Here is a 22,378-nt window from a genome sequence, read left to right as displayed (position 1 = left end):
TAAGAAGGGCAGTATGGTTGCCATCATGGCGATCTACCATTTCTCGGCCAAGATCATCAGCCGCGCCAACGGATCGAGCGCCGTTGCCAGCGCGGCCTATCGCGCGGCGGAACGGCTGCACGATGACCGACTCGGGCGCGACCATGATTTCTCGAATAAGGCCGGCGTCGTTCATTCGGAAATCATGGCTCCGCAAGGTGCGCCAGAGCGTTTAAACGATCGCGCGACCTTGTGGAACGAGGTCGAGGCCCGCGAGAAGCGCAAGGACGCGCAGCTTGCCCGCGAGGTCGAGTTCTCGATTCCGCGCGAGCTGAACCAGCAGCAGGGCGTCCAGCTTGCCCGCGAGTTCGTCGAAAAGCAGTTCGTGGAACGCGGCATGGTCGCGGACATGAATGTGCATTGGGACCTGGGGAAGGACGGGCAACCCAAGCCGCACGCGCATGTCATGTTGTCGATGCGCGAAGTAGGGCCGGAGGGCTTCGGCCAGAAGGTGCGCGAGTGGAACAGCACGGCGCTCTTGCAAGAATGGCGCGAGGCCTGGGCCGATCACGTCAACGAGCGGTTGGCCGAGCTGGATATTGACGCCCGCATAGATCATCGGACGTTGGAGGCGCAGGGGATCGACCTAGAGCCGCAACACAAGATCGGGCCGGCTGCGTCGCGGATGCCCGACCAGGGGCTTGAGGCCGAGCGGGTCGAGGACCATGCCCGGATCGCGCGCGAGAATGGCGAGAAGATCATTGCGCGGCCCGAGATCGCATTGGATGCGATCTCGCGCCAACAGGCGACGTTCACCCGGCGCGACCTGGCGCAGTTCGCGTTCCGCCACAGCGACGGCAAGGATCAGTTCGATCAGGTGATGAGCGCGGTACGGACCTCGCCCGAGCTGGTGGCGCTGGGGAAGGATGGGCGCGGCGAGGATCGCTTTACCTCCCGCGACATGATCGACACCGAGCAACGGTTGGAGCGCGCCGGCGATCGGCTTGCAGGACGGGAGGCGCATGGTCTCCCGGCGATGGAGCAGTCCTTACGGTCCACCGCCGGGAGTGAGGGCCTTAAGCTGGGGAGCCAGCAGGAAGCCGCGCTGGCGCATATAACAGGGGGCAAGGATATTGCCATCGTCGTCGGCTATGCTGGCACCGGCAAATCGACCATGTTGGGCGTTGCGCGCGACGAATGGGAGCGGGCCGGCTATCAGGTACGCGGTGCGGCGCTGTCGGGGATCGCGGCCGAGGGCTTGGAAGGCGGCTCCGGCATCCAGTCGCGCACGATCGCCAGCATGGAATATCAGTGGGGCCAGGGCCGCGAGCTGCTAGGCCCGCGTGACGTGCTGGTGATAGACGAGGCCGGGATGATCGGCACGCGCCAGATGGAGCGCGTGCTGTCCGAGGCAAGCCAAGCAGGGGCGAAGGTGGTCCTTGTCGGCGACGCCGAGCAGTTGCAGGCGATCGAGGCCGGCGCGGCGTTCCGGTCCCTTGCCGAGCGCTACGGGGCGGCCGAGATCAACGAGGTTCGCCGCCAGCATGAGGACTGGCAACGCGACGCGACGCGGGCGCTGGCGACGGGTCGAACCGGCGAGGCGATCCATGCCTATGAGCAGCACGGCATGGTCCACGCGGCCGAGACGCGCGAGGCGGCGCGGGCCGAGCTGATCGACACATGGGACGCGCAGCGGCTTGCCGATCCCGACAAGACGCGGATCATCCTCACCCACACCAATGCCGAGGTTCGGGATTTGAACCTGGCCGCGCGCGATCGGCTGCGCGACGCCGGCGAGCTGGGGCAGGACGTGCGGATTTCGGCCGAGCGGGGCGTGCGGGAGTTCGCCAGCGGCGACCGCATCATGTTCCTCAAGAACGAGCGCGGACTAGGCGTGAAGAACGGCACGCTGGGCCAGGTCGTGCGCGTGTCGCCCGACAGCATGGCGGTGCGGCTTGACGATGGCCGCCGCGTCGCATTCGACCTGAAAGATTATGCCCATGTCGATCATGGCTATGCCGCGACCATCCACAAATCGCAGGGCGTGACGGTCGATCAGGGGCATGTGCTGGCGACGCCGGGGATGGACCGCCATTCCGCCTATGTGGCGCTGTCGCGGCACCGTGAGGGAGCGCAGATCCATTACGGCCGCGATGACTTCGCCGACGTGTCCCGGCTTGTCCGCACGCTGGGGCGCGAGCGGGCGAAGGATATGGCGTCTGACTATCCGATGTATCGGGACCGGGACGCCGAGGCGCAGTCGTTCGCCGATCAGCGCGGGCTGTCGGGCGAGATCCGCGTTGCGGATGCACCCGAGCGGAAGGGCGTGGAGCTTCTAGGTCCGCGGGCGGGCACCATGCGCCAGATGGGCGAAGATCCACGCGCGGTTCGCGATGCCGGCGACCGCGGCGCTGGCGATGCGAAGGCCGCGGCCGAGCGACAGCTGCGGCGCGGTATGTTCGGCGGGTTGAAGCTGTCGGCCGAGCGCCCAGCGCCGGCGCAAGAGCGCGCGCAGGGCGACAAGCCGAAACGCGGCATGTTCGCCGGCTTGAAGCTCGACGCGACGCCGGCGACGCCGGCGCCGGCCAAGGCCCACGAGCAGAACCAGGACCGCGCCTTTGTCCGCGCCGTCGAGTGGGCGTCGCGCTCGAGCGAGGCGGTTTTGCAATCCCGCGCATCGGGCGCGCCCGTCCTCGAGCATCAGAAAGTCGCGCTCGAGCGCGCGGTGCAGGCGCTCGACCAGATCAGGCCGGGAGCGTCGGACGATATGGTCGCGGCCTACAGGCGCGATCCAGTCTTGCTGCACGACGCAGCGGCGGGGCGCAGCGGCCCGATGATCGAGGCGATGCGCCAAGAAGCGCGCGTGCGCGCCGATCCTGCCTTGCGCGCCGATCGGTTCGTAGAACGCTGGCAACAGCTCTCCCAGGACCGCGACCGGCTTTATCGCGCCGGCGACATGACGGGCCGTGAGAAGGCGGGCAAGGAAATGGCGGGCATGGCGAAAAGCCTTGAGCGCGATCCACAGGTGGAATCGATCCTGCGCGACCGCTTGCGCGAGCTGGGGCTAGAGATCGGCATGAGCCAGAGCCGCGACCTTGGCCGCGAATTGTCGCGGGGGTTGGAGATCGGCCGCGATCGAGGAATGAGCCGATAGGGAGAGAAAACGGATATGGACGAGGATGACCGGGAAGGCGAGGATGGCGCGGCGCGTGCGTTCGCCCAGCTAGGGCGTGAGGTGTCGTTGCTGCGCGCGGCCGTGGAGGGATTGACCGCCGCGCGCGAGACTATCGACATTCCCGACTATGAGCCGACGCTGGAGCGCACCGAAAAGATATTGGTGGCGTTGGTCCACCAGATCGATGGCCTCGCCAAGAAGCCGGCGATGACGCTCACCCCGGAGACGATGGGGCAGCGTTTAAACGCTTCGGTCGCCGATGCGACACGGGAATTGCAGCACCAGGTTCAATCGGCGAAATCGGCGATGGCGGGTGCGGCGCACGACCTGCAAAACATGGTCGCATCCGCGCGCCGGGGCGACGAGCAGAATATGTGGCTGATATGGGCCGGCATGGGCGGCCTGGTGTTCGGATTATTCCTCTATGCGCTGATGGGCGGGCCGATCGCGCGTCTCGCGCCGGCGAGCTGGCAATGGCCCGAGCGTGTGGCGGCGCGCGTGCTGGACGAACCCTCGATATTCGATGCGGGACAGCATTTGATGCGAACCGCCAATGCGGACGGGTGGCGCGCGATCGTCGCCGGGGCCAATCTGGTGAAGGATAATAGCGAGGCGATCGACCGATGCCAGCAACAGGCCGCGAAGGCGAAGAAGGCGGTGCGCTGCACGATCGACGTGAAGGTGACGGAATAGGCATGGAGGTTTCCGCCGAATTGGACCGAACGACCTTGCCGGCGCTGATCGACCGGACGGTGCGCGCCGAGGCGCGGGAGGATGCGCCGCCCCAGGCCAAGCGCGGCGAGTGGATGTACGGCAGCGTCGAGCCCCTGGGGTTCACCGAACCCGACGCGCATGGCTGGATGGCAATCGCGCTCTCCGCCTCGCCCAAACGCTGGATACCGCGTGCGCTGTGCTTCTGGCGCGAGGTTGTGTCGATGGGTGCGAACGTCAGTTTGGAGCAGATGGCGCACCCCGCGCACGCGCCGGCGCGCTGGCCGGGGATCGAGCGGGCGGTGCTGGCCTATATCGCTGCATCCTTCCCTCCTCTTGCCCTCACTGATTCAGCGGGTGAATCAATCACGCGCCACTGCTTCAAATAAGTCGTCGGACTTCGCGGACGCGATTTTGTAGGCTTTGCGCCATGAAAGGCGCAATTCTCCCTGACCCGATCGAGTTGGTGGCGCTCGATCCGGCACGCAACATCCGGCGGCGTTACAGCATTGTGGCTAGGTTCGACCTGTTCGGCATGATCGTGGTCGAAACCCGCTGGGGCCGGGTTGGGGCGCGTGGTCAGGCCCAGCACCATGCCTTCGACGATCATGCGGCGGCCGACCGTCATATCGCCGCGACCTTGCGCCGGCGCGGCACCGCCGAGAACCGGATCGGGGTGGTCTATAAGACTATGACACCCGCCAGCGGTTCGGCCGAGGCCGGCTAAGCCCGCTCGGCGGAGGATCCAAGAGGGCATAGCGTGGATGGTACGCTAAACAACGCTAAGGGCGAACAATCAGCGAACGCTTAGGCGGCGCGGCTATCCGGCGGCAGATTGAGGGCCTTGCGGCCAGCGGAAGCGGCTGCTCGATCCCAGAGGAAATCGCCCGAGAAAGCAATATGCTCCCAACCTACTGGGGACGTATGGGCGAGTAGATCATCAGGCACCGCGACCGATGTTGATCGTAGATGCTGGGCGGCGGCATCCATGTAGATCGTGTTCCAATAGACGATCGCGGCGACGAGCAGATTGAGGCCGGACGCCCGATATTGCTGCGCCTCGTGGCTGCGGTCGATGATGCGGCCCTGGCGGAATGTGTAGATCGCCTGCGTCAGGGCATGGCGCTGCTCGCTGTTGTTGAGACCGGCATGGCATCGCCGGCGCAGATCGGGATTTTCTAGCCAGTCCAGCATGAACAGCGTCCGCTCGATCTTGCCGATTTCCTGTAGCGCGACATCGAGCTGGTTCTGCCGTTCGTAGGCAGCGAGCTTTCGCAGCATGACCGATGGCGCGACATGGCCGGCCTTGATCGACCCTACGAGGCGCAGCACGTCTTCCCATTGCTCACCGATGATGTCGGTGCGGATACGCTTGCCCAACAGCGGGGTGATGGACGGATAGGCCGTGACCGGCGCGATCGGCGCGAGCCGCCTGTCGGGGAAGTCGCGCAGGCGCGGGCAGAAGCGAAATCCCAGCATCGCGCACAGGGCGAAGACATGATCGGTCGCCCCGCCGGTGTCGGTGTAATGCTCGACGATCCTGAGATCGGTGCCGTGGCTGGTGAGGCCGTCGAGGACATAGGGCGCCTCATGCGTCGCGGCCGAGATCACTTTGACGTGGTAGGGCGCGCGCTGATCAGAATTATGGGTGTAGAAGCTGAAGCCATGATCGACGCCATAGCGGGCGTTGATATCGCCGCCCGACGCGCCGCGCTTCGCGGCCCTGAAGAACTGGCCATCGGAACTGGACGTGGTGCCGTCGCCCCATACTGGCCCAGTCGGCCCGAAGCTGCGATTTTGGCCATGTTGAAGAACAAAGATTGAACATGGCGATCTACCAGGCTCGCTCTTGTCCTCCAATCTCGTAAACATCGGTCTCGATCGAGCACCTGTAGCTCTCTGCGATGTTGAACATCTCTTGAGAACACCGGGAATAAAAGGGGCCACGGATCGGCCAGTCTCACCGGATTAAAAAGGGGCCAGTCCTGCTAGACCTCCGTTTTTGGGCGGAGGTGGAGGATGAAGAGAGTGGAGCTTTATCAGAAGGTCCGCCGCGCCGTGCTGATTGACGGGATGAGCCGTCGCGCTGCCGCCCGGTATTTTGGGATCAATCGCAAGACCGTCGACAAGATGCTGTGCTTTCCAGAGCCAGCAGCGCACGGCCGGAGCGGGCAAACCTACAGCCGCAAGCTGTCCGGATTTACCGACATCATTGACCAAATCCTGGTGGATGACCGCAAGGTTCACATCAAACAGCGACACACTGCCGCGCGTATTTTCGAGCGTCTGCGCGATGAACATGGCTTCACCGGCGGCATCACCATTGTTCGCGACTATGTGGCGGGCGCCAAGTTGCGCAGCCGCGAGGTGTTCATACCATTGAGCCACAAGCCGGGGCATGCGCAGGTGGATTTTGGTGAGGCGGACGGGATCATCGACGGCAAGTTGGTGCGGTTCCACTATTTCTGCATGGACCTGCCGCACAGCGATGCGCCGTTCGTTAAAGCCTATCCTGCCGAGGTGGCTGAGGCATTTTGCGAAGGGCACGTGGCGGCCTTTGCCTTCTTCGGCGGCATCCCGCAGTCGATCCTGTATGACAACACCAAGCTGGCAGTGGCGCAGATCCTGGGCGACGGGAAGCGCGAGCGCAGCCGGATGTTCTCGACCCTCCAGAGCCATTACCTGTTCGAAGACAAATTCGGGCGCCCCGGCAAGGGTAACGACAAGGGCAAGGTCGAGGGGCTGGTCGGTTATTCCCGGCGCCACTTCATGGTGCCGAGGCCAGAGGCGCCCAGCTTTGATGCGCTGAACGCGCGCTTTGTCGAACAATGCATGGAGCGACGACAGGCCATCTTGCGCGGGCATGAGCGCAGCATCGGTGACAGGCTGGTGGCTGATCTGGCGGCCTTTATGCCGCTACCGGCGGTGCCGTTCGATCCCTGCCATATGGTGACGGGGCGGGCCTCGTCGATGTCGCTGGTGCGCTATCGTACCAATGATTATTCGGTGCCGACGGCCTATGCCCACCAGGAGGTCGTAATCAAAGGCTATGTCGATCGGGTTGCGATCATCTGTGGCGGGGAGCTGATCGCAGTGCATCCGCGCAGCTATGAGCGGGAGGACTTCATTGCCAACCCGCTGCACTATCTGGCGCTGTTAGAACAGAAACCCCGCGCGCTTGATCAGGCAGCGCCGCTCGATGGCTGGGTGCTGGCTGAACCGATGCATCGCATCCGACGACTGATGGAGGCGCGCAGCGGCAAAGAGGGACGGCGCGAGTTCATCCAGGTGCTGCGGCTATGCGAACGCTTCGAGCAGTCCCTGGTGGAATGGGCAGTGGCCCGCGCGCTGGAGATGGGGGCAATCAGCTTCGATGCGATCAAGATGATCGCGCTGGCCCGCCTCGAACAGCGTGTGCCGCGCCTCGATCTGCAATTTTACCCGCATTTGCCGCGCGCGAATGTCGGGCGTACCGATCCGCGCACCTACATGGGCCTGCTCTCGCAGGCAGGCACTCCAGCGACGGGAGTGGCAGCATGAGTGATCCCATGATGCCGCTGCCAGCCATCGAGGCCGAACCCACCAGCGTGCCGCCCGCTGTACTACTGGCCAACCATCTCAAAGCGCTCAAGCTGCCCACCTTTGTGCGCGAGTATGAGAAGGTCGCCTTCGAGGCCGCGCAGGATCGGGCCGATTACCCCCGCTATCTGCTGCGCCTGTGCGAACTTGAACGGATTGATCGCGAGCGCCGGATGGTGGAGCGCCGTATCCGCATGGCTCGCTTCCCGCACACCAAGAGCTTTGACACCTTCGACTTTGCAGCCCAGCCATCACTGAACAAGGCCTTGGTTCTGGAACTGGCGCGCGGTGAATGGATCGAGCGGCGGCGTAATGTCATTGCGCTGGGCCCCAGCGGCACCGGTAAGACCCACACCGCCCTCGCGCTAGGACTGGCTGCGTGCCAGAAAGGGCACAGCGTGGCCTTCACAACGGCCGCGGCGTTGGTCCATGACCTGATGGAGGCTCGCGACGAGCGTCGCTTGCGCAGCCTGCAAAAGCATCTGGCATCTGTAAAGCTGCTGATCCTCGACGAGTTGGGATATGTACCATTCACCGCCGTGGGCGGCGAGTTGCTGTTCGAGGTACTCAGCCAGCGCTATGAACGCGGCAGCACGCTGATCACCAGCAATCTGCCCTTCGATGAATGGACATCGGTGTTCGGCTCCGAACGCCTGACCGGCGCCCTGCTCGACCGGCTGACACACCACGTCCACATTCTCGAGATGAATGGTGACAGCTTCCGTCTCGCCAGCAGCCGCAAGCGCCAGAAGGACAAGGGGGAGGATAAATGACCTAAGAACGGGCGGCCATCGGCAGCGGGAAATCGGCTTCCGCTCCGCTCCAGCCGCTTCCCCGCTGCCGATGCTGCCCAGCCTCAACCTTGGGGCTTTTTGTTCAAACCAACTGGCCCCATTTTAAACCGGTGCCTGGCCCGTTTTTATCCCGGCGTTGACATCTCTGTCTGGAGAGATGCGATCTCATCATCGAGGCTGACGCCATCGGCACCCTGATCATAGGCGACGGTCAGCGTGTAATCGCAGTTCCCGGTCTTTTGCATCTGGTAATCCCGCTCCAGCATCGCCTCAATGCGCTCGCGAGCGGGCTTTCTGCCACGACCATGCTTGTTGAAGTTCTCGATGGTCAGATGCAGGGCGATGGTGACAGAAGGCGGCTTTTCCGGCAGCCCGATCCTTGAAGGAATGACGTCAAGCGCCCGATAGACGGTCATTCTTGAGATCTTGAGGTCGCGCGCGACGCTGGCCTTGCTCGCGCCGGCGGTGATCCGGCGTCGGATTTCATCGTCATCGATGTTTTTCTTCCGGCCTTTGTAGACGCCTTCGGCGCGCGCCGCCTCGATCCCGGCGCGCTGCCGGTCCTTGATGAACGTCAGTTCCATGTCCGCGACCATGCCCAGAATGGTGATCACCATCCGCCCCATGCTTCCGGCCGTCGTCACCTCCGGCTCAAGCACCCGCAATGAGGCTCCCTTCTGGTCGAGTTCATGAACCAGATTGAGAACATCGCGTGTGGAGCGACCGAGCCGATCGAGACGCAGGACGACGAGTTCGTCATCGGCGCGCAGGAACTGCATGATCGTCTCAAGCTCCGTGCGTCCAGTGCGCGATGCGCCCGAGCCTGTTTCGGAGCGGAGGATTTCACAGCCCGCTGCCTTCAACCGGGCAACCTGGATGTCGAGATCCTGGTCGATGGTGCTGACGCGGGCGTAGCCGACGCGGGTCATGGGCAAATCCGTCACATTAGGGTGGCTTTGCCCTCGTACAGTAACATTGGTGACGGAACCACCCTTTTGTGACATGTCGTATATGTCACTTCCGATCGTCACGTTCGGGTGCACCCAAATGGTGCGAGCGGAAAGGCCCCGGTCAGGCAGCAAGCCGCCCAAAATCGATCCGGCTATTCAGATCGAGGTCGAAGCGGCCATAAGGATTGACGTGGCTGTAAATCAGCGGTGTGAGGCCGCGATAATCATCCGGCGTCATCCGGCCCGTCCATTTCGGTTCCACCAGCACGCTCTGAAGCATTCGGGTGTTCACATAGACAAGCGACGCTTGCAGCAAATGTAGCGCCAGGACCGAGAGCTGCTGCTCATCGATGCGGTTAGTGGCGATCTCGCCGCCCTTGCCGAAGAAAACGAACCCATTGGCACTGTTCCAGTTTTCAACGACATTCAGGCCTTCATGAATTTCGCGGCGGAAGGACTCCTCGCGCAGATACCGGCACAGGAAGATCGTCTTGACCGCGCGGCCCAGCTCACTCAACGCCTTGTAGGTCGGGTGCATCACCTCGGAGCGGCTAAACCGGCGCAGGATCGCCTCCGGGTCGGCGGTTTTTGTCTGCATCGCGGCTGCATATTTGACCATCTCGTCATATTGCTGCTCGATCTCATCCCAGTTGATCGGACTGGAGAGGATCGGCTGCAAGTGGGGAAGCCGCGTTCGCATGCCGACATCGGGAAGAGCCAGCTTCTGGCGAGCGATCGCTTTCAGGCGGGGTGCAAGCTCAAATCCGAGAAGCCGGCAAAATGCAAAGCCAACCGCGCTTTGGCCATGACTATCAACATATTGTCGCTGGATTTCCATGTCGGTGCAATGGCGCAGCACGCCCTCGATCATGGAGGCGACCTCGGAGGAAGAGCAGCGCTTGAGCTGGGAATAGACGCATGTCGCGCGTCGTTCGACATGCCAGTAGATCATGACGCCCCGTCCACCATAACGCGCATGCCATTCCGTCATCAGGTTGCGATCCCAGGCTCCGAACTTTGTGGAATCTGACGCACAGGCCGTGCCGGCGTCCCCCCAGACTGCAGCATTGCGGATTGCCAGGGTCGCATTCGCAACCCTGGCACACGCCTCCTTGAGCGCCGCGGCATGAACGAAGCGGCGATGGACATGCAGCAGCTCTTCATAGCTGACATCGGGGGTGGCGCCGGCGATCCGCTTGAGCCCGGCATTCGTTCCCAGGCCGTAGAGGCATAGCAGGAGACGTTGATCCAGCGCGGTTTTCGGCAGTGCAACACGCGAGGCCGATGTTTCGAACGCTTCGAGAAGTCCCGTATCAAGGGCAGCCTCCTTCAGTACGTCGAGCAGCCCGGTCATCGGCCAGCGTTGGCCGATCTCGGTCTTGATCGAGGCGAGACCCCTGGGTTCGGGCAAGGGTTTGAACGGGGTGAGAGATATACGGTTCTCGCCGCGCCACAGCAGCCGAACCTTGTCGTTCCGGGGAATATTGGCATTGAGGAGCAACAGTTCCTGAGCAAGCTCTTCCCGGATGGCGCTTGAAAATGCACGCGCATCCGCCGTCAGGTTCAATCCTGTGTAATATGCTTCTCGCCGCGCATCGAAGTCCTTGGGAAGATCGTCATCGGGATTGCGGTATCGGTCCGCCCCGACAACCCAGATTTCCTTAGAACGGATGCGATCGCGCAGTTGCGCGAGGACACAAAGCTCATAACTGATCCGGTTTACGCGCCCCTCTTCATCAATGACGGAACTGCGCCATCTCGCCGGAATGACCTCGTCGACCGGCACTGCGTGCGGCGGCACGTAGCGGCATCCATCATCCACTTTGCTTCTGATCCAGTCCAGGGCCGCCAGCACCGGACGCCACACGGCGTTGTTCGACCGGAACTCCAGTGCCGAAAGCAGGCTTGGCAGCATACGGCGATAATGATTGGCCCATGACCTCCGCATCACCTTGTAGATCCGCCGATCCAAGGCGCCCTTTGCCTGGCTTTCCTTGATGATCGCCGCCAGTTTGTCCTTGCCGGCGATTGGGAAAATGACATCGCAGATGCGCCCGGATGGATCGTCGATCGAAGCGCTGGCAATCTCGACCAGGAGTCGCTCCTTGCCATAGACCCGCTCGATGTCTTTCGCGATATCGCCCACCACCTTGCGTTTCGAGCGCGATCCGATCTTATGGACCGTCTCGATCAGCAGGTCGACCATCGCATCCGTAAGCTGAGCTTCCCGCGCCATCAGATAAACGGCATAGAGCCCGAGCTGGCGCGCCGGTACATGCCGGCGCATCTCCGAGGCTTTCTCGCCGGCAACCCGGCGAACGATCTGATCGACCCATGCCTTGCCCGTGACCGATAGGAAATCTCGGGGAAGAGCAAGCCGTTGGATAAAGGCGAGTTTGGCGGTCACGCCAAGAATGTTTTCGAGCGTCGCCTGACCTGCATCCCCCTTCATCGTGTTGAAGCCGGTCGGGCCATCGGGATCGGCGAGCGAGGCTTCCAGCAAGGCGACCGCATCCGGCGCAAGCCGATCGCGGACTCGGGCCAACAGGGCCTCCAGATAGAGGTGTCGTTGCGAACGGACGAGGCGTTCCAGCTCCTTGCGCGACGGCCCATAGATACGGCGGTCGCGGCACCACAGGAAAACATGCTCGAGCATGGCATTGATCGGCTGCCCGCCCGCACAAAGATCGTCGGAAATCCACCTCGACAACGCCCTGCGATCCGTCTGCGTCATACGGCGGAACCCGAGATGCCGCAAAATCTCCGCGCAATGCCGGCGGGCGGTGCGCCCGGAAAAATCATAGTGGTTCACGGATTTGGCATCGAGACCAAGTTGCTCCGCCAGATACAAGACACCGTCGGAGGGTATCGACGCATGATCCGGCACAAAGAAGCCATGCCCGGCGAAAAATCTAAGCTGAACCGCCAATCCCAGTCGTGCCGTCTCCGCTTTGCCGGTCACGAACGCGATGTCCGAAAAACTCAGGCTCCAGGAGCCGATCAGATCCCCACTCGAAACGCCAAGGCTCATAACGCCGCTCCCTTATCGGAGCGGAACGTCGTTCCTCGCATGGGCGATCGTCAACAACAACCAGCCCGTTCCCGACGTGTTCTCCAAGATGACCAAAATCGCAGCTTCGGGCCGACTGGGCCATACTCGTGAGAATGGCAGGCGGTGGTGCGCGTTGATGAGGAGGGCCAGCGCCGCGCGGTAGCTGTCGTCGCGGATATAGGCGTCATGGGTCCAGAGGAGCTGATCGCGCGTGACGCCCTGACTCGCCGCCGCCATGCGCGACAGGCCGAGATTGGTCGCATCGGCGAGGATCGTGGCGAGCAGCGCGTTTTCATTGGGACACGGCTCGCCGGTACGCAGGTTGGTGAACGCCGCAAGAAAGCCGGTTTCCTGCGCCACCTCATGCAGTAGCTCGGTGATGCGGATGCGTGGCATCATGGCATCGAGCCGGTCGGCCAGCGCTTCGGCGTCGGGCGTCGCGATCGTGCGAACGGGGGATATCTGGAGGCGGTCGTCGCGATATCGCACACCCTCCAGAGCGTCGCGCTTCAGGCGCTGGGCAAATTTCTTAAGCCGCCAGTCAAGTTCGCGGCCCCGCTGTTCGAGCCATTCGCCGGCTGTGGGTGGCAGACCGAGAGCCGACACGATCGGCTTCGCCTGGGGTTCGCTGAGCAGGTAGCTGTCGAACCGGCGGTATCCTGCCGATCGCTCCACCCAGACATCCCCGGAACGCAGCTTGTTGCGCAGATGCGCGATCGTCGCGATTTCCCAGAGACGCCGGTTGATCTTGCCGTCATCGCCCACGACGATTTTCCGCCATTCCTTGCGGAAGGGCATCGGAGCGTCGGCAGGCAGATCGCGTTTGCCCGACCTGTTGAGGTCGCGCAGCATCTCGATGGCGGCGATCGTTTTTGCACTGCCCTTTCCGGCCCTGAACTGGAGCGCCTCAAGCAGGTCGGGGGCGAACTTGCGCAACGTCGCATAGCGGTCGGCCGCCACCGTCAGCGGATCAAGGTTGGCGGTTTCCGCGATTGTCGCCACTTCTGGCCTCGCCTTCAGGAGGGTGTTCCACCCGACCGATGCGTCCAGGGCCTCCATTGGATCTTCGCCGGTATCGACCGCATCGGTCAATGCGTCGATTGTCCTGCGAAAGATCAGCATCAGCCGCGCCACATTCTTTGACGTGGTGGCATAGCTGCGCGCCTGGGCGTTCTTCGCGCGGGTGAAGATGCTGCCGATCAGCTTGTCCGCCATCTCCAAGGCGCTGTCGGTCAGTCGTTCCTCGAGGTCGAGCAGGAACGCAACCAGCGTAGCGCGCCGTCGGGAGGGAATATATCGCTCGATCATATAGGCAGGCGAAGCGCGGCCTTCCCTGACATATTGCCGAAATCGGTCGGCATGGATGCGGCCAGCCACGTCCGGGGAGATGCCGATCTTCCGCACTTGCCGCAGGCGGTCGAGAATCTGGCGGATGTGATCGGGCCTGGCCGCAACGGGAATGGTCTTGAGCGAAGCGAGTTGGCTCATGCCGCCGGCGTCGTCAAAGACCTGGTCGAGGGCGTGGACCTGTTCGGCGCTAAGATCAGCGATCAGGGCGTAGGCAGCCTGCTTGCGGGCACGCGCGCGTCCCGCACTACTGGCGCGTTCGATGGTGGAGATGGACGGCAGTAGAATCCGGGCCTCGCGAAGGGCGGTGACAACGCCGATCGCTATCGTCATCCCCTTGTCGGTCGCCCATGCCGTTTTCGCGGCCGCTTCGATCATGAAGGGAATGTCGGCGCGGGTTGGTCCACGAAGGCCCGCTCGCATCGCCAGCTCGCGGGCATGGTCCGTCATCGTCTGATCCCGCGCTGCATAGTTGGCCAGGTCGGTTACGTGTAGACCAAGTTGTTCCGCGACGAAGGCGGCGAGATCATGGGGTATCGCTCCCTTGTCCTGTATCAACTGCGCCAGTGTGATGCCCGGGTGCCGCAAGAGCGCGAGTTGCAGCGCGACACCCAACTGGTTCCGTCGCTCCCGTCGTGCGCCGATGATCTCGATGTCCGAAGGCTCGAAGGTGTAGAGCCGGGCTAGATGGTCGCGCTCGCTCGGGATGGCGAGGATCTGATCGCGTTCGCTCTCGGTCAGGAGTTGATGCTTACGCTTCGTCATTCCGATTCCCGTCCACAAAAGGTCATCTGGGCCTATGGACAGCCATGAGTAAAGAGACATAGTATGTGGACGGATATGGATGGGGCGAAGCGATCGCCCTTCAGATCGTCCACAGAACGACCGTTTGGGAGACGCACGGGATGGGCGATATTCTGGGTTATGCCCGCGTCAGCACCGGCGATCAGGACGTGGCTGGACAGACCATGCGTCTGGAGGAGGCCGGCGCGATCAAGGTGTTCACCGACGTCATGTCGGGCAAGAGCATGGAGCGGCCCGGTCTGGCCGAACTGATCGCCTATGCCCGCAAGGGCGACACGCTGGCGGTGGTCCGCCTCGATCGGCTTGGGCGCTCGCTCGCCGAATTGCTCACCACGGTCGAGACGCTACGCGGCCAGGGCATCGCGCTCCTGAGTCTTGAGGAAAAGATCGACACATCGTCGGCCGCCGGCGAACTCATCTTCCATGTGTTCGGGGCCATCGCCCATTTCGAGCGGAGACTGATCTCCGAGCGAACCAGGGATGGGATCGCCGCCGCGCGCGCCAAAGGCAAGTTGCCCGGCCGTCAGCCGCTCGACATGTCCAAGGTACATGCCGCCATCAAACTGGTCGAAGCGAGCATCTCGCCGACAGAAGCAGCACGACAACTCGGCATCGGCCGATCGACCATCTATCGAGAAATGCGCCGCCTCGGCGTGGAAAGGCCCATCTGAATGTCCAGATCGAAATCGGCTCACGATCTTTCCGGCCTGATGAAATATGCGGATCGCGCGCCATGGGATGAGGCATTGGCCGAAATGCTGTCCGCGCATCTCGATCCGGCGAGCGAAGCGACCGGACTCGAGCCTGACGCCATATTCGAGATAATTGGCGATCACTGGCAAGGGCCGCTATGGGGCTGCGCCTTTGAAGATCTGCTTACGCAGGAACTGGAACCCGACGGTCGCAATCTGGTCGATGACTATCTCAAGCGCCGGGGCTGGAACGAAAAGGCGCCGAACAAGGCCTATATGCGCGCGTTACGCGATACGGTCATGTCGCTCTATGAGGTCAGCGAAGTCGTGCCTGGTCAGTCGATGACCTTGCGCGATCTGCTGCGCGACGTTGCTCCGGTGACGGTGCGCGAACACGGTGCAACCCAGACCCTGGTCAACTGGGACAAGATCGCCGCAAGGGTTGTCGACGTGAACGGGCGCCATGGCATTTCCGGAGCGCTGTTGCCGTTCAGCGCTGAGGGCGCCGTGCGAGTGGTCGATGCATTTTCCCGACTTGCCGACGAAACTCAGGACACTGCGGAATTGGACCCGTCCGATCGGGACGCGCTTCTGGGAGCATCGGGACCGATGTTCACGAACATGTGGCTGCTCGACTGTCTGGGCAAGGCCATGCCCGGCAGCGCGCCGGATATGGTCAACGCCGACGGCGATGACCTGGTGTTCCACCGTATCGTTTTTCCGCTGGCGAAAGGCGTGGTCGGCAAGAGCCTGATCCGAAGGCTGAACGCGGCACAATGGCTGGAACCTGCCAGCGACAGTTTCTGGAACTGGCTGGCACCAGCGACGAAGAACAAGAAGCCGCAAGCGACCAAAGGCAAGCGGGCCTTCGTCACGACCATGGATGACGGCACGCCGGTTTTTGCCAATGTGGAACTGGCAGGGCGCAAGCTGATCGTCGAGGTAAACAGTGCCGCCCGCGCGGAGCGAGCAATTACCCAGATGGGCGAATGGCTTGGTGATTGCGTGAGCGCGCCTATGGCCGAAATCCGGACGCTCGATCAGGTTATGGCCGACGATGCCGCCCGCACGCCACAGGACGAGGCGCTGGATATTCCACCGCATGAAATGGAGCGCATCGTTCACGATATGCTGACCCGTGAATATACGAAAACGCTCGATGAGCCGGTCCCAGCCCTCAGCCACAAGACGCCACGCGTTCTGGCCTGTACAAAGGCGGGGCGGGTAAAGGTAGCCGACTGGCTCAAATATATCGAAAATGGCGCGGCAAAATCGGGCACCGCCGATCCGATGGGCACCTATGACTTTACATGGATGTGGGAAGAACTGGGGCTTAGCGACCTCCGGCGGTAACGGCCATCATACGGTTCTTGAAATGTTCTCGCTTAGCGTTGTCTGGCGTACCTTCCACGCGATGCCCTCTCCAAGGTTTCGGAGCCATCGAACGGGAATGTGACTAGCACCAGAGGGCCTTATCTCTGTCAAGCAGAAGGCATCGCCCCATCGTCGATCAAGCTCCAAAACCCGTACACCCTTCAGATCGGCGGGTGCGTCGGAGCCGTCACCGACCGGTTGGGCTGAAAGTGGTGGGCGGCTCGCCCTTCGACTGCTCCCTGACAAAGCGGGCGGCTGAGACGAGAAGCGGGGTGTCGAATGCGTGCCCATCCTCCTTTGCGTCGAGGCGGTCGCGGCAGGCACCTAGCCGCATCGCCAAGGCGCGGAGCGCTTCCAGGTGCGGGTTTGCGAGAGGAGGAAAACCGGCGTGCCCCAGGATCAGGCGGAGCAGCGCGGGGCGTCGATTGAGAGCAACGGGAGCACGGACCTTGTGCCTATTGCGCGCATCGTTGAGACCTACGAGCAGCGCCTGCCGCTCTGGCGGCGTCAGCGCCCTGCCGTCACTCATGTCTGATGGATCTTCGAGAGGAGCGCGACCTTGAGGTGGTTCCGGCGCGGGAAGGTACCTGCCAGCCGACCCCGGCGTTGGGGGGAGAAGCGCCGGGTGGGGGCGATTGTCGGCTGGCAGGTTGGCCGGAGCCGCCGTGGGGGAGTGCGGTGCGCCCCGTGCAACGGCGGACCTGCCAAGGACGAAGGTGGAGGACACGGGATGGTATTCCACCTAATGGGCTCCGCTCGTATCGATCGGACCGCTGGGCTTCGGAGCGAGCCAGATCAGCGTGGCGGCGAACGCGAAGCAAATCGTGATGGCGGCAAACATGTTCAGCGTGGCGAGCATCACGCTTTGATGTTCCACGATCCCGGTCAGGGCCGCGGTCGCGGCCTCATGCGACATGCCGCCGGCCATCATCTCCTGGAGCGTCGCCTCTCCCTGGTGCATGGCGCCGGCGAGCTCGGTCTGATTGCTGCGGGTCGCATTCGCCCAGCCGGTCTGGACGATCGACGTCGCGAAGGCGCCGCCGAGGGTGCGCATGAAGTTGGACAGACCGGCGGCGGTCGCCTGCTCGTCCGGCTCGACGCTCGCCATGGCAAGACCGGTGACGGGCACGAAGAACATCACCATGAACGGCCCCATGAGGAGCGTTGGCCAGGCCATCTGCAGGAACGTGACGTCGGAATTGAACATCATCCGCCAGGCGACGGTGAGGCCGAGGCCGAGGATGCCGAGCGAAATGATCAGCCTGGGATCGACCTTCTCCGCAAGCTTGCCGATGCTCGGCGCGGACAGGACCGCGAAGATGCCCATGATGCCGGTCGCATAGCCGGCCCAGGTCGCGGTATAGCCCATGTTCTGCTGGAGCCAGAGCGGCAGCAGGACGATCGCCGCGAAGAAGGCGCCGAACGCGACCGAATAGGTGACCGATGCCGCGACGAAGCCGCGATGGCGGAAGATGCGCAGGTCGACGATCGGGTTCTTCTCGGTCAGTTCCCAGATCAGAAAGGCGGCGAAGCCGATGGCGGCGATCGCGGCGAGCCAGCGAATCTCGGCGGCAGCGAACCAGTCGTGGTTGCGGCCTTCGTCGAGCATGATCTGCAGCGCGCCGACCCACAGGATCAGGAGCGCGAGCCCGACCTTGTCGATCACCGCATGGGCGGTGGGGTCCGGCTGTCCGCGCAGGAAATAGAAGACCGTGAGGCCGCCGGCCACCGCGGCCGGCACCTTGATGAAGAAGATCCACGGCCAGCCGATGCTGTCGCAGATGATGCCGCCAAGGATCGGACCGGCGACCGGCCCGACCAGCGTGGTCATCGCCCAGATGACGGTGGCGAGCGTCGCCTTCCGGGGCGGAAAGATGCGCAGCAGCAGCATCTGCGAGAGCGGCATGATCGGCCCGCCGAACAGGCCGAGCAGGACGCGTCCGCCGATCAGCATGCCGAGCGAGCCCGCAAGGCCGCAGAGCAGCGAAATCACGGCGAAGGCAAGATAGCAGGTGATGAACACGCGCTGCGCGCCGAACCGCTTGGCGAGCCAACCGGTCAGCGGGACGGTGATCGCCTCCGCCACCGCATAGGAGGTGATGACCCAGGTCCCTTGCGACGAGGAAACCCCGAGCGATCCGGCGATGGTCGGCACCGACACATTGGCGATCGTCGTGTCGAGCACGACCAGGAAATTGCCGAGGCCGACGGCGATCGCGGCGATGATGAGCCTGGCGCCGGTCAATGGCCCGGCGGGTTCGGTCGCTGCACGGGCGGCTAGGGCTGTGGCCATGGCGTCGGGCCTCCGCGATCAGTGGGAGAGGTCGATATCGGCGGTCATGGAGAGACCGACGCGTAGCGGATGCTCGGCGAGTTGCCGGGGCTCGAGCGCGATCCGCACCGGCAGGCGCTGCACCACCTTGATCCAGTTGCCGGTTGCGTTCTGCGCCGGCACCACGGCGAAGGCGGCGCCAGTGCCGCCGGAGAAGCCGACCACGCGCCCGCGATACTCGACCGCATCGCCGTAGAGGTCCGAGATCAGTCTGACATGCTGACCGGGCTTGACCCTTGCGAGCTGCACTTCCTTGAAGTTGGCGTCGACAAAGGCACCTTGGACCGGCACCACGACCATCAGCGCCTGTCCTGGCTGCACCCGCTGCCCGACCTGCACCTGCCGCTTGGAGATGATGCCGTCGATCGGCGCGCGCAGGACCATGCGCTCGAGATCGACCCGCGCCTGGTCGCGCGCTGCCATGGCGGCGAGAACTTCGGGATTGGTCTGCGGCGTCGCATCCTCGATCAGCACCTTGTTGGCGTCGCGGCTGCCGACCGCGGCGGTGCGATTGGCGTTTGCCTGTGCCCGCGCCGCCTCGGCCGCCTTCAGATTGGCGAGCGCGGTGCTGTAGGCGTTGCGCGCGACGGTGAGCTCGTCGCCGGAGACCGAGCCGGAGGCGGCGAGCGCCTCGCGCCGGTCCTTGTCGATGCGCGCCTTGTCGAGGTCGGCCCTGGCCGCGGCGAGCTGCGCTTCGGCGCGCGCCTGATCGGCGACGCGGGCGGCGATCTGCGCGCCGAGGCCGGTGTCGGTGGCGACGAGGCCGCGGACGCGGCGGATCGTCAACGCCAGGTCGGCCTCGGCGCGGGCAAGCGCGATCTTCGCGTCGGTGTCGTCGAGACGGACCAGGATGTCGCCGCGCTTCACCGGCTGGGTGTCGTCGACGAGCACCTCGCGCACGGGGCCGCCGACCAGCGGCGTCACCTGCGCGACATTGGCGCCGACATAGGCATTGTCGGTCTCGACATGCTGCGACGCGACGAGCGCGTCATAGGCATAATAGCCGGCGCCGAGCACCGCCACGCCGGCGGCAAGCCCGAGGAACAATCGCTTGCGCTTGCCCTTGCGCGCGGTCTCATCCTCGGGGCCTTCCTCCTCGATGATGGTATGGACGTCATGCTCGATGATATGGGTGGTCTTGGACATGGAGTGCGTTCCTTCAAGATCGGAAGCCGCCGCCGAGCGCGCGGATGAGCGCGACATCGAGCGCGAAGGCACGGGTCTGGAGCGAGGCGACGGCGCGGCGGGCGGCAATCAGCGCATCCTCGGCGACAAGCACGTCGAGATAGGTGGCAAGGCCGCCGCGATAGCGATTGTTGGCCACAGTACAGGCGGCGCTGGCGGCGCGTTCGGCCTCCTGCGCCCGGTCCAGCCGCTCTCCGAGCGCCCGCTCGCTCGCCGCTGCATCTGCCACCTCGCGAAGGGCCTGCGCGAGCGTCCCGTCATACTGGGCAACCGCGATCGCGTAATCGGCTTCGGCCGCGCGATACTGACCGCGCAGCCTGCCGCCATCGAAGATCGGCAGGCTGATCGCCGGGCCGACCGTGCCGAAGGTTGAACCGGATTTGAACACATTGTCGACGCCGAGCGCCTGCAGGCCGATCAGGCCGGCGAGATTGACGTTCGGGTAGAAGGCGGCGCGGGCTTGCTTGATCCGGCTTGCCGCCGCTTCGGCGCGGAGCCGCGCGGCGATGATATCGGGCCGCCGCCCGATCAACTCGGCCGGCAGATTGGCGGGGAGCCCGAAGACACTGCTCGCCGCCGGCGCCGGCCGTTCGACGGAAAGCCCGCGGTCGGGACCGGCGCCGAGCAGAACGGCGATGCGGTTGCGGGTGAGCGCGAGGCTTTCCGCCAGGGCGGCCAGTTCGCTCTGCGCGGACGCCAGGGCCGAGCGCGCACGCTCGACGGCGCCGTCATTCTCGAGGCCCTGCGACTTGCGGCCCGCAATCAGCTCGAGCGTGCGGCCGCGCACCCGCACCGCGTCGGCCGCGGCGTCCTGCTCGGCGTAAAGACCGGCGAGATCGGCATAGGCTCCGGCGATCCCCGCCGACACGGCGAGACGCGCGGCGGCCGCCTCGGCGGCAGCCGCCTCGGCCTCCGAGCGGGCCGCGGCGAGCGCGGCGCGGTTCTTGCCCCAGAAATCGAGATCCCAGTCGAGACTGAGTGCGCCCTGACCATAATCGGGCCAGCCGCGCGGCGAGAAGTCGCCGGGGATCAGATAATTGTAGCTCTGCTTGGTGGCGCCTGCCTGCGCGTCCGCGGACAGCGACGGCAGCAGCCGGCTGCGCGTCTGACGGACCAGTGCGTCGGCCTTGGCGAAGCGCGCTTCGGCAACGCGAAGATCGGTCGCGCTGGCAAGGCCCTCCGCGATCAGGCGGTCGAGCTGCGGATCGCCAAACTGCGCCCACCAGCCGTCCGATGGCCATGCTGCTTGGGCGGCGGCAAGGCTTCGGCCACTCGCCATCTGCTCGGGCCGGGACATCGGACGCAATTCGGTCCTCGACGGCAGAGTTGCGCAGCCGCTGAGCAGCGCGGCGAGCACGAGCCCGGCCGCTCCCTCAACAACCGAGCGCCCAAATCGGGTCGATCCTAGCAAGAAGCAATCCCCTGCGAAGTCTAAACTGTACAGGACGGTCGGCTATCAATCGAGCCTTGCAGCGTCAAGCGAAAGCTGTACAATGCGGTTCATAAAAGGAGGATGCAGAGGGTGCGATCACGGCCGGACGAAAAGCGCAGGGCCATCCTCGACGTCGCGACGGTGCTGTTTCGCGAGACCGGCTACGAGCGGGCGACCATGGCGGAGATCTCGGCGCGCGTGGGCGGCTCGAAGGCCACGCTCTATGGCTATTTCAAGTCGAAGGAAGAGCTGTTCGTTGCCGCGATGATCGAGGCATTGGGCGAACAGAGCCAGGTCATGCTCGACCTGCTCGATCCATCGGTTCCGCAGGTCGATCGGGTTTTGCGGCGGTTCGGCGAAGCCTATCTCGACTTCATCATGCGCCCCGACGTTCTCGCGGTGACGCGCGCCGCGGTCGCGGAGGGGGCACATGTCGAAGTGGGCGCGCTGCTTTACGAGCGCGGTCCCAAGCGCGGCTGGGAGGCGATGCGCGCCTATCTCGCGGATTTACGCGAGAAGGGCGCCATTCGCGCGGTCGATCCTAGTCTCGCCGCCGGGCATCTCAAGGGCATGCTCGAGGCTGGCATCGTCGAGCCCATGCTGTTCGGGGCCGGACCGCATATCGGACGCAAGCAGGCCGTCGCAGGCGCGGTCGAGGCCTTTTTGCGCGCCTATGGCGCCACCGATTAGGACCGGGTCCACTCACCTGCATAGGTGAAGAAGGCATCGAGGAAATGGGCGGCTGATGCTTCATGCGCCTTGAGATGTGGCGCTTCCGCATAGCCTTTCGCCCGGTAACGCTCGGCGAGCGCAGCGGCCATTTCCTCCTTGGAGGCGAAATTATAATAGAGGTTCGCACGGGCCATTCCTGCGCGGTCCGCGATCTCGCCCATGGTCGCATTGCGCACGCCCATCAGGCTGAAAGCTTCACTAGCAGCATCTAGAATCGCGGTCACAGTGCGCTGGCGGCGG

Annotated in this window: 16 protein-coding genes and 2 pseudogenes; 9 read left to right on the top strand and 9 right to left on the bottom strand. The window is 64.0% G+C overall.

Features of this window, described 5'->3' with window-relative positions; genetic code table 11:
• The first annotated feature begins 25 nt into the window (after positions 1 to 25).
• From traA to CMV14_RS26265, 4 genes are read left to right on the top strand one after another with little or no spacing between them, the layout of a single operon-like run.
• Complete coding sequence (gene traA, locus CMV14_RS26280; protein WP_066969796.1) at positions 26 to 3,133, top strand: Ti-type conjugative transfer relaxase TraA; 3,108 nt, start codon at positions 26 to 28, stop codon at positions 3,131 to 3,133.
• A 15-nt stretch (positions 3,134 to 3,148) separates the two neighbouring features.
• Entirely contained in the window at positions 3,149 to 3,847 is a 699-nt protein-coding gene (locus CMV14_RS26275; protein ID WP_066969761.1) for a DUF6118 family protein, read from the top strand.
• Positions 3,848 to 3,849: 2 nt separating this feature from the next.
• On the top strand, positions 3,850 to 4,254 hold the full coding sequence (locus tag CMV14_RS26270) for a hypothetical protein (RefSeq protein ID WP_066969759.1): 405 nt from the start codon (positions 3,850 to 3,852) through the stop codon (positions 4,252 to 4,254).
• Positions 4,255 to 4,295: 41 nt separating this feature from the next.
• Positions 4,296 to 4,592: a WGR domain-containing protein gene (locus CMV14_RS26265; protein WP_066969757.1), complete on the top strand. Its 297-nt coding sequence runs from the start codon at positions 4,296 to 4,298 to the stop codon at positions 4,590 to 4,592.
• A gap of 80 nt (positions 4,593 to 4,672) precedes the next feature.
• On the opposite strand, the pseudogene CMV14_RS26260 reads toward CMV14_RS26265, so the two are convergent.
• Positions 4,673 to 5,647 (bottom strand): annotated as a pseudogene (locus CMV14_RS26260) (Tn3 family transposase); the annotation flags it as partial.
• A 237-nt stretch (positions 5,648 to 5,884) separates the two neighbouring features.
• Between CMV14_RS26260 and istA the strand changes: the two are divergent.
• Together istA and istB are read left to right on the top strand one after the other, a co-directional pair.
• Positions 5,885 to 7,405 carry an IS21 family transposase gene (gene istA, locus CMV14_RS26255; RefSeq protein ID WP_096367681.1) on the top strand — a complete coding sequence of 507 codons (1,521 nt, stop codon included), beginning with the start codon at positions 5,885 to 5,887 and terminating at the stop codon, positions 7,403 to 7,405.
• Between the two features lie 11 nt (positions 7,406 to 7,416).
• Positions 7,417 to 8,217 (top strand): IS21-like element helper ATPase IstB, encoded by an 801-nt coding sequence (istB, locus tag CMV14_RS26250; RefSeq protein WP_066970386.1) that lies wholly within the window; start codon positions 7,417 to 7,419, stop codon positions 8,215 to 8,217.
• A gap of 146 nt (positions 8,218 to 8,363) precedes the next feature.
• Here istB and CMV14_RS26245 read toward each other — a convergent pair whose 3' ends face one another.
• From CMV14_RS26245 to CMV14_RS26235, 3 genes and pseudogenes are all read right to left on the bottom strand, one after another.
• Positions 8,364 to 9,167: a recombinase family protein gene (locus tag CMV14_RS26245; RefSeq protein WP_096367885.1), complete on the bottom strand. Its 804-nt coding sequence runs from the start codon at positions 9,165 to 9,167 to the stop codon at positions 8,364 to 8,366.
• Positions 9,168 to 9,309: 142 nt separating this feature from the next.
• Positions 9,310 to 12,219 carry a Tn3 family transposase gene (locus CMV14_RS26240; RefSeq protein ID WP_006961814.1) on the bottom strand — a complete coding sequence of 970 codons (2,910 nt, stop codon included), beginning with the start codon at positions 12,217 to 12,219 and terminating at the stop codon, positions 9,310 to 9,312.
• Positions 12,220 to 12,339: 120 nt separating this feature from the next.
• Positions 12,340 to 14,352, bottom strand: a pseudogene (locus CMV14_RS26235) (Tn3 family transposase); the annotation flags it as partial.
• 140 nt (positions 14,353 to 14,492) lie between these two features.
• Between CMV14_RS26235 and CMV14_RS26230 the strand changes: the two are divergent.
• Together CMV14_RS26230 and CMV14_RS26225 are read left to right on the top strand one after the other, a co-directional pair.
• On the top strand, positions 14,493 to 15,062 hold the full coding sequence (locus tag CMV14_RS26230) for a recombinase family protein (protein WP_013849886.1): 570 nt from the start codon (positions 14,493 to 14,495) through the stop codon (positions 15,060 to 15,062).
• A complete protein-coding gene (locus CMV14_RS26225; protein ID WP_062734668.1) occupies positions 15,063 to 16,436 on the top strand; it encodes a DUF7986 domain-containing protein in 1,374 nt (457 codons plus the stop codon).
• A 208-nt stretch (positions 16,437 to 16,644) separates the two neighbouring features.
• Here CMV14_RS26225 and CMV14_RS26220 read toward each other — a convergent pair whose 3' ends face one another.
• From CMV14_RS26220 to CMV14_RS26205, 4 genes are all read right to left on the bottom strand, one after another.
• Positions 16,645 to 16,986 (bottom strand): hypothetical protein, encoded by a 342-nt coding sequence (locus tag CMV14_RS26220; protein WP_066969792.1) that lies wholly within the window; start codon positions 16,984 to 16,986, stop codon positions 16,645 to 16,647.
• A 213-nt stretch (positions 16,987 to 17,199) separates the two neighbouring features.
• The gene (locus CMV14_RS26215; RefSeq protein WP_066969789.1) at positions 17,200 to 18,750 is read right to left on the bottom strand and encodes a DHA2 family efflux MFS transporter permease subunit; all 1,551 of its coding nucleotides are present in this window, start codon (positions 18,748 to 18,750) and stop codon (positions 17,200 to 17,202) included.
• An 18-nt stretch (positions 18,751 to 18,768) separates the two neighbouring features.
• On the bottom strand, positions 18,769 to 19,935 hold the full coding sequence (locus CMV14_RS26210; RefSeq protein WP_083216162.1) for an HlyD family secretion protein: 1,167 nt from the start codon (positions 19,933 to 19,935) through the stop codon (positions 18,769 to 18,771).
• A 13-nt stretch (positions 19,936 to 19,948) separates the two neighbouring features.
• The gene (locus tag CMV14_RS26205; RefSeq protein WP_083216161.1) at positions 19,949 to 21,385 is read right to left on the bottom strand and encodes an efflux transporter outer membrane subunit; all 1,437 of its coding nucleotides are present in this window, start codon (positions 21,383 to 21,385) and stop codon (positions 19,949 to 19,951) included.
• A gap of 111 nt (positions 21,386 to 21,496) precedes the next feature.
• On the opposite strand from CMV14_RS26205, the gene CMV14_RS26200 reads away from it, so the two are divergent.
• Complete coding sequence (locus CMV14_RS26200) at positions 21,497 to 22,096, top strand: TetR/AcrR family transcriptional regulator (protein WP_066969800.1); 600 nt, start codon at positions 21,497 to 21,499, stop codon at positions 22,094 to 22,096.
• Here CMV14_RS26200 and CMV14_RS26195 read toward each other — a convergent pair.
• Positions 22,093 to 22,320, bottom strand: coding sequence for a TetR family transcriptional regulator (locus CMV14_RS26195; RefSeq protein WP_066969784.1), 228 nt, complete (start codon positions 22,318 to 22,320; stop codon positions 22,093 to 22,095). The two genes, CMV14_RS26200 and CMV14_RS26195, sit on opposite strands and share 4 nt — an antisense overlap.
• Positions 22,321 to 22,378 lie beyond the last annotated feature (58 nt).

It is taken from the genome of Rhizorhabdus dicambivorans, from assembly GCF_002355275.1.
GTDB lineage: Bacteria > Pseudomonadota > Alphaproteobacteria > Sphingomonadales > Sphingomonadaceae > Rhizorhabdus > Rhizorhabdus dicambivorans.
The sequence above is the reverse complement of the archived record's forward strand: the minus strand, read 5'-3'. Positions and strand labels throughout refer to the sequence as shown.